The organism is Peribacillus sp. FSL P2-0133 (genome assembly GCF_037975445.1).
GTDB classification, from domain to species: Bacteria; Bacillota; Bacilli; order Bacillales; family DSM-1321; genus Peribacillus; species Peribacillus simplex_E.
Genome location: NZ_CP150254.1, coordinates 3,879,775 through 3,892,074 on the forward strand (window position 1 = coordinate 3,879,775; position 12,300 = coordinate 3,892,074).

General features: G+C 42.2%; 10 protein-coding genes and 1 riboswitch. Of the genes, 4 read left to right on the forward strand and 6 right to left on the reverse strand.

Features of this window, described 5'->3' with window-relative positions; translation table 11 throughout:
- Nucleotides 1-114 precede the first annotated feature (114 nt).
- Nucleotides 115-300, forward strand: coding sequence for a hypothetical protein (locus tag MKY17_RS18610; RefSeq protein ID WP_098369828.1), 186 nt, complete (start codon nucleotides 115-117; stop codon nucleotides 298-300).
- A gap of 136 nt (nucleotides 301-436) precedes the next feature.
- Here MKY17_RS18610 and MKY17_RS18615 read toward each other — a convergent pair whose 3' ends face one another.
- Together MKY17_RS18615 and MKY17_RS18620 are read right to left on the reverse strand one after the other, a co-directional pair.
- Nucleotides 437-3,007, reverse strand: a complete 2,571-nt coding sequence (locus tag MKY17_RS18615; RefSeq protein ID WP_098369827.1) for a vitamin B12-dependent ribonucleotide reductase — start codon at nucleotides 3,005-3,007, stop codon at nucleotides 437-439.
- 393 nt (nucleotides 3,008-3,400) lie between these two features.
- Nucleotides 3,401-4,237 (reverse strand): biotin/lipoate A/B protein ligase family protein, encoded by an 837-nt coding sequence (locus MKY17_RS18620; protein ID WP_098369826.1) that lies wholly within the window; start codon nucleotides 4,235-4,237, stop codon nucleotides 3,401-3,403.
- A gap of 202 nt (nucleotides 4,238-4,439) precedes the next feature.
- Here MKY17_RS18620 and MKY17_RS18625 point away from each other — a divergent pair, with 202 nt between their 5' ends.
- Entirely contained in the window at nucleotides 4,440-4,823 is a 384-nt protein-coding gene (locus MKY17_RS18625) for a rhodanese-like domain-containing protein (RefSeq protein WP_076365383.1), read from the forward strand.
- Between the two features lie 161 nt (nucleotides 4,824-4,984).
- On the opposite strand, the gene gcvPB is transcribed toward MKY17_RS18625, so the two are convergent.
- From gcvPB to gcvT, 3 genes are read right to left on the reverse strand one after another with little or no spacing between them, the layout of a single operon-like run.
- Complete coding sequence (gene gcvPB, locus MKY17_RS18630) at nucleotides 4,985-6,442, reverse strand: aminomethyl-transferring glycine dehydrogenase subunit GcvPB (RefSeq protein ID WP_098369825.1); 1,458 nt, start codon at nucleotides 6,440-6,442, stop codon at nucleotides 4,985-4,987.
- Nucleotides 6,435-7,781 (reverse strand): aminomethyl-transferring glycine dehydrogenase subunit GcvPA, encoded by a 1,347-nt coding sequence (gene gcvPA, locus MKY17_RS18635; protein ID WP_098369824.1) that lies wholly within the window; start codon nucleotides 7,779-7,781, stop codon nucleotides 6,435-6,437. Before gcvPA ends, gcvPB begins: the two co-directional genes overlap by 8 nt.
- A 17-nt stretch (nucleotides 7,782-7,798) precedes the next feature.
- Entirely contained in the window at nucleotides 7,799-8,905 is a 1,107-nt protein-coding gene (gcvT, locus tag MKY17_RS18640; RefSeq protein ID WP_098370096.1) for a glycine cleavage system aminomethyltransferase GcvT, read from the reverse strand.
- 225 nt (nucleotides 8,906-9,130) lie between these two features.
- Nucleotides 9,131-9,218: riboswitch (glycine riboswitch) on the reverse strand.
- Between the two features lie 375 nt (nucleotides 9,219-9,593).
- Here gcvT and MKY17_RS18645 point away from each other — a divergent pair.
- Nucleotides 9,594-11,282, forward strand: a complete 1,689-nt coding sequence (locus MKY17_RS18645) for an SNF2-related protein (RefSeq protein WP_098369823.1) — start codon at nucleotides 9,594-9,596, stop codon at nucleotides 11,280-11,282.
- Nucleotides 11,260-12,060 carry a YqhG family protein gene (locus MKY17_RS18650; RefSeq protein ID WP_098369822.1) on the forward strand — a complete coding sequence of 267 codons (801 nt, stop codon included), beginning with the start codon at nucleotides 11,260-11,262 and terminating at the stop codon, nucleotides 12,058-12,060. Before MKY17_RS18645 ends, MKY17_RS18650 begins: the two co-directional genes overlap by 23 nt.
- A 47-nt stretch (nucleotides 12,061-12,107) precedes the next feature.
- Here the strand turns inward: MKY17_RS18650 and MKY17_RS18655 are convergent, their stop codons facing one another.
- The gene (locus MKY17_RS18655) at nucleotides 12,108-12,293 is read right to left on the reverse strand and encodes a YqzE family protein (RefSeq protein ID WP_063233067.1); all 186 of its coding nucleotides are present in this window, start codon (nucleotides 12,291-12,293) and stop codon (nucleotides 12,108-12,110) included.
- Between the last annotated feature and the right edge of the window lie 7 nt (nucleotides 12,294-12,300).

Below are 12,300 nucleotides of genomic sequence, written 5' to 3' on the forward strand. Positions count from 1 at the left end.
TTTGTTCATATTTTCAATCGAACTACACAATCTATATTATAAGGATAGTTTTTCTTTATTCTGTTAGCCTCATGATTGTTTTTACTTGGAAATTCAAAATGAAGGAGATGCGATATGGTTAATAAACGAGACTTCTTGACAAATGGAACGGGGAAACAAGCGATCACCGTCCAAACAGATAATAAATTTCCAAATCCAAGGAATATACCTGGAGACTCGGTCGATGAATTTTCGGTATTGAAAGATGGCAACCAATATCTAGCTGAAAAGGAAATAGGGCAGCAAAATGAAAATGGTTGATTGAACGCAAAAGGAAGACCGAATTTACGATGATTCGGTCTTCTATGTAACTGAACAGACTGTTACTACCCCACATATATGAAAAAAGCCGTTAAGATAGCTTTGCAGCATACTTAACGACTTCCCATCCATCAGCTTATAGCCCGCATTTTAATTGCGCTCCGCAATTCGTGCAAGTATTGCATCCGCCCATTTCCTGGACTTCACCTTTACGGCAGACCGGGCAAGTGTTACCCACTTCCGATCCAATTGTAACATTCGTCGAACGCAGTTCATTTATCGTATCGACCAATACAACTTTTTTCTTAACTTCCACATCTGTCAATTCATCCATTTCAAGCTGCTCGTCCATTTGGTTTTCTTCCGCTTTAAGCGTAAGGACCTGACTGTCACGGCTGCCATCCACATATACAGTACCGCCTTTTGCTCCGCCTTTGTATAGACGTTCATATACTTTTTCAACTTGTTCGACAGTATATCCTTTTGGAGCGTTGACTGTCTTACTGATCGAGCTGTCAATCCAGCGCTGAATGATGCATTGAACATCAGCATGTGCTTCTGGAGCTAATTCCATAGCGGAAATGAACCATTTTGGAAGCTCTTCTGAATCGGCTTCTGGATGACGGTCCAAGTATTCCTGTACAATGTCAGCCTTCACTTCAATGAATTTACCCAGACGGCCGCTGCGGAAATACGTAAAGGAGAAATATGGTTCAAGACCTGTTGATACCCCAACCATCGTTCCTGTACTTCCTGTAGGAGCCACTGTCAATAAATGAGAGTTACGGATGCCATGTGCAGCAACACTTTCCCTGATATCTTCCGGCATTTTTTCCATAAATCCGGTTTGTGTGAAACGTGTTCTAAGCTCATTGGTTTCTTTGTCCGTTGCCCCAATCAGGAACGGGAAACTGCCTTTTTCTTTTGCGAGTTCCACGGAAGCCCTGTAAGCTGTAGTCGCAATCGTTTCAAACACCTTGTCAACCAGGATATTTCCTTCTTCAGAGCCATATTCCGTTTCACAGTAGATCAACAGGTCATGCAGACCCATTACACCAAGTCCAACCCGTCGCTCACCCAGTGCCTGTTTTTTGTTTTCATCCAAGAAATAAGGAGTTGCGTCAATGACATTGTCCTGCATACGCACACCGACTTCGACGGTTTGCTTAAGCTTCTCGAAATTGACCGTTTTGCTATCTTTATCAGCCATTTCAGCCAGATTGACTGCCGCAAGGTTACAAACCGAATATGGGGCCAATGGCTGTTCGCCACAAGGGTTCGTGGCTACGACCTGCTGACCGTATGCTTTGGCATTCGTCATTTCATTAGCATTATCGATAAAGAAAATACCTGGTTCAGCAGAATATGTGGCACAAATGTTTATTAAGTTCCAAAGCTCTTTAGCTCGGATTTTACGGTAAACACGGACTTTGTGACCCATTTTCTCCCATTCACGAACATCACCGACATTATGCCATTCTTCATTGTAAATGGCCATTTCCTCGGCATTATAGCTCTCTACATCAGGAAAACGCAATTCGTATTCCGCATCTTGTTCCGCTGCTTCCATAAATTCCTTAGTCAGGCAAATAGAGATATTGGCTCCAGTCAGAAAATCCGAATTATGGACACTATACGTTCCACCTGTACGGATCTTTTCTTCTGCATCCCTAATGATTTTCTCGCTAAATCCACCTTGGCCAGGAATCTCCTTATAATTGATGATCCCTTGATACATAGCCGTTTCCTGTTCCGTGTGCGGCGTGAATTTCAATTTATCAGTCGCATATTTCTTGATGGCTTCATCTTTAGTGTTTTCCACTAGGTAACGCAGAATCCTTGGATTTTGCATTTTGGAAATGATGAACTCCGCAATATCAGGATGCCAATCAGCAAGCATGATCATTTGCGCGCCGCGTCTGCTACCGCCCTGTTCAACAAGATGCGTCAGTTTCGCAATATCGTCAAGCCATGAAACTGAACCCGAGGATTTTCCATTCACCCCTTTTGCCAGAGTGTTTCTTGGACGCAGTGTCGATCCGTTCGTACCCACTCCGCCGCCGCGGCTCATGATTTCCATCACTTGTTTCCTATGTTCTGATATCCCTTCACGTGAATCCGGGACGAATGGCATTACATAGCAGTTGAAATAAGTAACGTCCGTATTGGAACCTGCACCGTACAATACTCGTCCTGCCGGGACAAAATTAAGGTTCTTTAATTCTTCATAGAATTTATTGAACCATTCCGTTCTTTTTTCTTCCGTGGTTTCCACTGATGCCAAGCCCGTTGCATTACGTTTCGCAATTTGTTCATAGTATATTTCAAGCGGCTTTTCAATTATATCCAACGGACGGTTTACAATTCCCGTCTCCACTTCTTCCGGATTATCCAATACGCCACGGAATTCTTCATCCACCAATACCTTGGCTTTTTTGGTTTCCCAATCAATTTCAACGATGTAACCGAGACCCCTTGCCGGGAATTTCGGATCTTCCTTAATCGTCAACACGACGAAATCGCCTGCCGAGAGTGTGATTTTTTCAGTATCCTTAAAAGAATAGCGGTCAAGCATGACTAGACGGGACACTCCCTTATGCGCCATTTTCATATCAGCAGTTACAGGGTGAACCTGGGGAAATAAAGAAATATCCTTATTCAACCTTTCTAGATCAACCTTTAAAGCTTCTTTTATTACAACCGACATAATTCCCTCTCCTTTATATGTTTCAAGATCCGTTCTTGCTGCCGCAAAAATCCTTATGTAGCCTTACATGTCCGTTTCGCTTAACAAGTACCCTAAATTTATCATAGCGAAACTCAAAAATCAACATATAGTGTCGTATTAAATATTTCAACTACTATATATTGTGTTTGTTTTGAATAACTTTTAATTTTGTCAAACGATAAATCAATTAATATAGTTAGTAAAAGGGAGGAAAATGTCGATTTACAATAATTTTTCATCAGATTTCAATTAATTTGGACCTTGCTTTTTCCCCCATCCCTTTTAGGGCTTATCCCTGCAAGGGATAGCTTATTTGGTCAAAAAAATCTGAAAAAACTTTTTTATTTAATCACTCTAATTATCCCACTTCGTCTATCTCATGAAATTCCATTCATCGCTTTCATATTTGCTTTCTGCAATGGCCTTCACTTCCAGCAATTGCTTTTCAGTTAGGACGTATGGCTCTAACTCGATCGAAAGTCCTTCCGCAAAACCTTTTTCAAAAGCTTCTTTCGCTTCAGGTATGGTAATCTTTCTTCCGGCAATGTCATTTATGGCCACAGCTTTATTTTTTAAATTTTTTTGCATTCTCTCTTTAACCCTGTCATTTGAGAATTTAAATACGCTAAAGAGCTTATCATCATCAAGTTCAAGCAAAATGGAACCGTGCTGAAGGATGACGCCTTTTTGCCTGGTTTGAGCGCTGCCAGCGACCTTCCTGCCCTCGACGACCAGTTCATACCAGCTTGGAGCATCAAAGCAGACGGAAGACCTGGGCGTTTTTAAAGCCGCTTTTTCCTGATCGGTTCTAGGCACGGCAAAATAAGCATCCAATCCCAGATTCCTGAACCCCATTAATATTCCTTCAGAAATGACACGATATGCTTCAGTAACGGTAGTTGGCATTCCCGGATAGGATTCTGGAACGATTACGCTATAAGTCAATTCATGCTCGTGCAGTACCGCTCGTCCTCCTGTCGGCCTGCGAACAAAACCAAGGCCCTGCCTTTTGACCTCTTCCAAATCAATTTCCGCTTCAGCCTTTTGAAAATAACCAATCGACAATGTCGCTGGATCCCAGCCGTAAAAGCGTATAATTGGCGGAATTTCAGCTTTGCTTTGCCAGTTTAACAGTGCTTCGTCCAACGCCATATTAAAAGCCGGTGAACAATACCCCGAATCTATAAAACCCCATTTTTCTTTAGTCATCCTTACCCCTCGTTTCAATAGACTGTTTTTCATTCCCCCACAAAAACTCACATGTAGTAGTTTAACAGACTTTAACACTCTAAAAAAGAAAGTGCTATCAAGTCGATGAAGAATTTGATGAAAATTCTTTTTGATTATTGGGTAAAGCAATTATATAATAAAGATTGTCTGTATTCGTTAAGGTAGAAGGGAGTTTTTATGTTTGGAAATATTATATACACTGCTCATCATCTTGGGAGTGGTTATTGCGTATTCACTTTTTAATTGGTACCGCCAGCGTAAAATCGTTAAAACATTAACACAGGACGAATTTATCGCTAACTACAGAAAAGTGCAGCTAATCGATGTGCGGGAACCGAATGATTTCGATAATGGTCATATCTTAGGCGCAAGAAACATCCCTATGACTCAAATGAAAACCCGCTTGGTCGAAATTAGACCGGACAAGCCTGTATATTTGTATGCTCAAAGCGAAATCATCAGCGGAAGAGCTGCAGCCATGCTATACAAAAAGGGCTACAGGGAACTTTTTCACCTAAAGGGCGGTTTCAAGATGTGGACCGGGAAAATCAAAGCAAAGAAATAAGACCCCATCACCGCATGGGCTCTTTTAAATTAAAAAGCATTCTTGTGCATCATGCGGGCTCTAGGAAAATGAAAGTTAACTGTTGAACTTTAATGAATTCTTACATAAACATGAAAAATCCCCGCCGGCAGGCAGGGATTTTTTTCGTGTAAGCTATCAGTCTATGCTTGATAACGCAGAACAGGTTTTCTTGCAGCAAGAGTTTCATCAAGCCGCTTTATAACGGTTGTATGCGGAGCTTCCTGAACGATTTCCGGGGTTTCTTCCGCTTCCTTGGCAATCTGGATCATCGCATCGATGAACGCATCCAGCGTTTCTTTTGACTCGGTTTCAGTCGGTTCTATCATCATTCCTTCTTCCACGTTCAACGGGAAGTAAATGGTTGGAGGATGATACCCGAAATCCAGCAATCTTTTGGCTATATCGAGAGTCCTTACCCCTAATTTCTTTTGACGGCGTCCGCTTAATACGAATTCATGCTTACAATGACGATTATATGGTAAGTCAAAAAATGGTTCTAACCTACGCATCATATAATTGGCATTGATGACCGCATTCTCCGTGACGGCTTTAAGGCCATCAGGACCCATTGACCGAATGTACGTATATGCCCTCACGTTTATCCCAAAATTACCATAATAAGGTTTTACCCTGCCAATGGATTGCGGACGATCATAATCAAGAACGAATTGCTCACCTTGTTTGACCACAAGCGGTTTAGGCAAGTAAGGAATCAAGTCCGACTTCACCCCTACAGGACCAGAACCCGGGCCGCCGCCGCCATGCGGGCCTGTGAATGTTTTATGGAGATTTAAGTGAACCACATCAAAGCCCATATCACCCGGGCGTGCTTTTGATAGGACTGCATTCAGATTGGCTCCATCATAATAAAGCTTCCCGCCTGCGTCATGGACAAGTTGTGCCATTTCCAAAATGTTTTCTTCAAATAATCCCAATGTATTGGGGTTCGTCAGCATCAAGGCCGCCGTATCCGGTCCGACAACACGCTTTAAATCCTCAAGGTCGACTAACCCATTTTCATCCGACTTCACTGTAATCGTTTCAAGTCCGGCAACAGTTGCAGAAGCAGGATTCGTACCGTGTGCAGAATCAGGTACAATCACTTTAGTCCGTTCTGTATCGCCATTCGCTTCGTGAAAAGCGCGAATCATCATCAATCCAGTCCATTCACCGTGAGCACCCGCTGCAGGCTGTAGTGTCACTTGGTCCATCCCGGTGATTTCCGTTAAGTGTTCCTGCAAATCAAATAATAGTCCCAATGCTCCCTGAACAGTAGCCGGATCCTGATATGGATGGATATGGGCAAAACCGTTGAAGCGTGCCACATTTTCATTTATTTTCGGATTATATTTCATCGTGCATGAACCCAGCGGATAAAAACCCGAATCCACCCCATGATTCCGTTTGGAAAGTGCTGTATAATGACGCATGATATCCAGTTCGGACACCTCAGGAAGCTCTGCCTCTTCTTCACGGATGTAGTCGGCAGGAAGAATTTCTTCGAGCGGAATAGTTGCAACATCCATTTCTGGCAGACTGTATCCGATTCGACCGGAAGTACTGATTTCAAAAATGAGTGATTGATCTTGATTATTCATGTTGATCCCCCAATTCCTGCGCAAGTGCATCAATTTCTTCTTTTGTTCTAAGTTCAGTTACCGCGACCAGCATATGGTCTTTCAGCTCAGGATAAACCGTCCCTAAATCGAAGCCGCCAATCATCCCTTTTTCAAAAAGGTTTTTATTGATTTCTGAAAACGAAGCAGGCAGTTTAATGACAAATTCATTAAACGAAGGACCGTCGAATATCACTTCCACCCCTTTTGCCATAATTACTTTTTTCGCATAATGCGCTTTTTGAATATTTTGCACGGCCATTTCTTTGACACCCTTTTTCCCAAGCGCGGTCATTGCAACAGAAGCTGCCAAGGCATTCAAAGCTTGATTGGAACAAATGTTGGATGTGGCTTTGTCACGGCGAATGTGCTGTTCACGAGCTTGAAGAGTCAGTACAAACCCCCTTTTTCCATTTTCATCCACCGTTTGACCGACGAGTCGGCCCGGAACTTTCCGAACAAGTTTATTAGTAACGGCAAAATATCCACAATGAGGTCCCCCAAATGCCGCTGGAATGCCGAATGGCTGGGCATCCCCCGCTACGATATCTGCACCGAGTGCACCAGGGGATGTCAAAGCTCCCAATGCAAGCGGGTTACTGGAAACGATAAACATGGACTTGACTCCATGAATGATTTCCTCCATTTCTTTCAATGGCTCGATGCGGCCAAAAAAGTTCGGATATTGCACGATCACTCCTGCAATGTCATCATTCGCCAATTCCCTTAAAGCAGCTAAGTCCGTCACACCGTCTTTATAAGGAACTTCGACCACTTCCACCCGTTGCCCTTTCGCATATGTCTTCACAACTTCTCTTGATTCAGGATGAACGGTTCCTGAAATGAGAATCTTCTTGCGTCGTGTCTGGCCTGAAGCAAGCATGGCTGCTTCAGCTAGCGCCGTCCCGCCGTCATACATGGAGGAGTTAGCAACATCCATGCCCGTCAATTCACATATCATCGTTTGATATTCAAAGATCGCCTGAAGCTCGCCCTGTGAAATTTCAGGCTGATAGGGTGTATAAGCCGTATAAAACTCAGAACGGGATAAAACATGATCGACGATGACCGGTGCGTAATGGTCATAGACACCCGCACCAAGGAAGGAAGCATAGTTTTTAAGGTCCGCATTCTTGGCAGCAAGCCTTGATAATTCTTTCATTAATGCAGGTTCCGATTTAGCAGGCTTGATATCGTATTCTCCTTGAAAACGAACGCTTTCAGGGATATCATTGAAAAGTTCTTGAACAGTAGATACCCCTATCGCTTCCAGCATTTCTTGTTTATCTTGCTCTGTCATGGGTAAATAACGATGTTTCATCTAATGACCATTCCTCTCTATTTACGTGGTTTTTTATAAAAAGGTGTTTGTATGATAACGGCTTTCAAACGTTTGGAACGGATTTCCACTTCGACTTCCGCATCCAGCACCGAAAATTCCTTATCGATAAGTACCAATCCCACGTTTTTCTTCAACGTTGGTGATTGGGTACCGGTCGTGACCTCGCCAATGGCTTTATCACCGCTGTAGACCTTATACCCATGACGTGGAATGCCACGGTCAATCATTTCAATTCCCACAAGCTTGCGGGGAGCTCCTTTCTCCTTTTGCTCAGCAAGAACGGCTTTCCCGAAAAAATCCACTTCCTTATCCACTTTTACTGCAAAACCAATACCGGCTTCCATCGGGGTGATGTCCGCTGAAAGCTCCTGTCCATACAGCGGCAGTTTCGCTTCAAAACGCAGGGTATCACGAGCACCTAAACCAATCGGCTGAACCCCCTCTTCCTTTCCGGCTTCCATAATCGCCTTCCAAAGGGCAGGACCATTTTCACTGTCGCTATATATCTCAAACCCATCTTCACCAGTGTATCCAGTACGGGATACCAACGTGGAGATACCGTTGATCAGGACATTTTCCTTGAACTTGAAAAATCCAATTTCACTTAAGTCAGTATTTCCCGATAGTTTTTGTAATATCTTTTCTGCAGATGGTCCTTGAAGTGCCAGCTGTGTATAGTCACTCGATACATTCGTAATTTGGACATCTTCCGTTAAATTAGCTTGCAGCCAATTGAAATCTTTTTCTGTATTCGCTGCATTGACCACGAGCAGATAGTCGTCCTCAGCCCTTTTATACACGATAAGATCATCAACCGTGCCTCCGTTTTCATAACACATGGCGGTATATTGGGCACCGCCCTGTTGCAGCTTTGATATATCATTAGTCAGCATCTTCTGTAAAAAGGAAAGGCTCCCAGGACCCTTAACATCGACTTCCCCCATATGGGAAACATCGAATAACCCCGCTTTTGTACGTACGGCTTCATGTTCGTCCTTTATACCCGAAAATTGGACAGGAAGTTCCCAGCCGCCAAAATCAATCGTTTTACCTCCGTATTCACGATAAACCTCAAATAGTGGTGTTCTTTTTAAATTGGTCAAAAAATGACCCCCTTCAGATTTTTTTAAATTAATTGGCTTCATTATCAAAAGCTTCTTGTCATTACGCATCAGGTATATCCTGATTCATGATGTGAAAAAAGCACAAAAAAGGACAGAGAAAGCCCGTTTGAGCTTTTTCTCTGTCCTGAAACCTGAAAGTTTACCTATGTAATAGGTTTTCCCCTTTGGTGGCCGTCCCAAAACGGGCGGCGCTCTCCAGAGTTGCGTCCAATAAGAGTTCTTTTGCCTGAGAGATTCACTGCTAAGTTTGCTCCTTCGGCGCTACATCCGTAGTCTCTCCCCTTATCTTCACCCGCATATGAATGGTCTACCAATGAAAGGAAGCGAAATAGCCCCAAGCATCGGTAAAACCTTTGAGCATCATGGAATGCATTCTCTGCCAATTCTCCTAAAACTTCAGAAACCGTTTGAGTGATCTCCTTCAGTAATCTTGGATAAATTAGGAGCCTATAGCTCATACTAAGAAAACACGAACTGCAAAATCGATGTACAAAGATTCTTTGTAGCGTTTGGAAATTGGAATTTTCTAAATATACTTATATCCTACCCTAAGAAACTTATCTCTGCAATATCTTTTGAAAAGAAATATTTTTCTTACTTCACATACGAAATGTTCGGGTTTTGACCTTTTATTAAGGAAATTATGATTTAAGAGGGAGTTATTTCTATGAAAATCAATATATCCTTCAATTCTGAATGGAATGACGAGTTTCTGCAAAAAATGGAAAATGACGGTCCATGGGGAAATTGGGAGCTTTATAAGTTGGCGGTTCAAATGGAGGAAAATCTTATCATCCCTGATTTTGAAGGTTTACAGGCGCCCAAGCACCTTCCGCAGTTAACCCCGCTTCCCCATCAATTGGAAGCAGCCAAGCAAGTGGTGGAAAAGATGAATGGAAAGGCCATTTTAGCTGATGAGGTGGGGCTCGGAAAAACAATTGAAGCAGGCTTGATCCTAAAAGAGTATATGATTAGGGGCCTTGTAAAAAAAGTATTGATCCTTGTTCCAGCCTCCCTTGTCACACAATGGGCTTTTGAATTGAATACCAAGTTTCATATACCGGCAGTCGTTCAGAGAAAAAGTTATGTTTGGGAATCCTGTGATGTGGTCATTTCATCCATTGATACAGCGAAACGCGCTCCACATCGAGATATCATTTTTACTCAGGAATATGACTTCATCATTATTGATGAAGCTCATAAACTTAAAAACAATAAGACGAAGAACTATGAATTCGTCCAAAATCTGAAAAAGAAATTTTGTTTACTCCTGACAGCCACTCCGATTCAAAATAAAGTCGAGGAGATTTTTCACCTCGTTTCGTTATTGAAACCGGGCCACTTGGGAAATGCCTCACTCTTTTCGGAAAAGTATAAAGGGAAAGGCCGGAACATCATTGAAGATGAACACCTAAAGGAACTGGTCAATACTGTCATGATTCGAAACCGGCGGGCCGATACTGGCATTGAATGGACAAAACGGCATGTGGAAACCATCACCATTGAATTTTCTCCAACGGAACAAGCATTGTACGATGCTGTTTCCAAATTCAAGCCTATTTCGGATGGATCAAAAGGAAGCGCCTTTTCGGCTCTCACTCTCCAAAGGGAAGCATGCAGCAGCAGAGAGGCGGTCTTTTATACATTAAAGAATATGAAAGAAAAATATGATCAGCCTTCCCCTGACTTTTTGGCAAAGCTTGATGATTTATTTTCTAAAGTGAATGAAACAGTTCAGAACTCCAAGGCTGAAAAAGCACTGGAACTGATCAAGAAAATTGATGACAAAGTGATTATCTTTACCGAATACCGGGCGACTCAGCTATATCTCCAATGGTACCTACAGCAGAATGGAATTTCTTCGGTTCCCTTCCGAGGCGGTTTTAAGCGCGGAAAGAAAGACTGGATGCGGGAATTATTCCAAAAGAATATACAGGTATTAATAGCAACAGAAGCTGGCGGGGAAGGGATAAACCTTCAGTTTTGCCATCACTTGATTAATTTTGACCTGCCATGGAACCCCATGAGGCTCGAACAGAGAATTGGACGGATTCACCGCCTTGGTCAGGAAGAAGATGTGATGATTTATAACTTTGCCACGAAAAATACAGTAGAAGAACATATTCTGAAGTTACTATACGAAAAAATAAATTTATTTGAAAAAGTAATTGGAGAATTGGATGATATTCTAACCAAACTGGATATTAACAACATTGAAGAATATTTAATTGATGTGGTCGGCGAGTCCAAAACAGAGGGCGAAATGAAGATCAAGATGGATAATTTTTCATCGTTAATCCAATTCGCTCAATCAATGAAGGAAGGTGAGGTTCATGCAGCAACGGGAAATTCATGATTTTTTAATAACTTTTTTTAAGGCCAACGATTGTGAAATACTGGATAATGCACCAACCCACCTTACAGTCCAATTGACGATTGAAATGGATAAAGAATTAATGAACAGACCCTTTTACTGGCATTATCTAGAAAAAACAGGTGGCGTTCCGAACCCAGCACAGATGACTTTCATTACCGATCCAGAACAAGCTCCATCCGATTTAAAGGGAGAAATGATTCATTTTGGCTCCCCACGCCTTCATCAAATTATTCAATCAACCAAAAAGCTGGCAGGGTATACTAGACTTTTTGAGGATACTCCTCCATTAAAAGGCGGCGGAAATAATCCTTTGTTTCCTTGGCTGACCCTGAATGTGAAAATATCCTATCAATGCGACCGTAAAAAAGATACTTTCATGTCGATAGGACTGAATCTAATCTCAGGTGAGATCATGGAAAAGTTTCACCATCGGGTTTTACCGATAAAGGTCACCCCAAAAATACCGGATTACTCCTTTACGCTTTCACCTTTGATCATGCCCAAGAGTGGATTGGCAAGACTGGATACATACATCAGGACCAGTTTCGAGGATGATGACCATTCTTGGGCGGAGGAAGCAATGCTGCGCTGGCAGAATGATTTGAATTTATTGGAGCATTTTTACAAAGATATGGACGAAAAAAGTGAGAGTTATTATACCGAGAAAGAAGCACTAAAAGCTCAATATGAACCCAACATCAGAATATCCATCATCAACGGAGGATTATTTTACCTTTCAGATAGGGCGTTGGGATAAGTAAAGAACGAAAAGAAACAGATGTCCTAATTTTCGGGACATCTGTTTCACTTTTTGATATTTTTCCTTACGAACATCGACAAAGCAAAAGGGACAATGCCAAACCAATGGGACATACCATGATTTTTATCCTCTTTTCTGTGACGGCGCTTTTCTTTTCGTTCTTTTTTCGTCAGATTAAAATACTCGACAAGCTGCTGCGTCAGATATTTAATATAAGCGTTTGTAGACATATAAAAT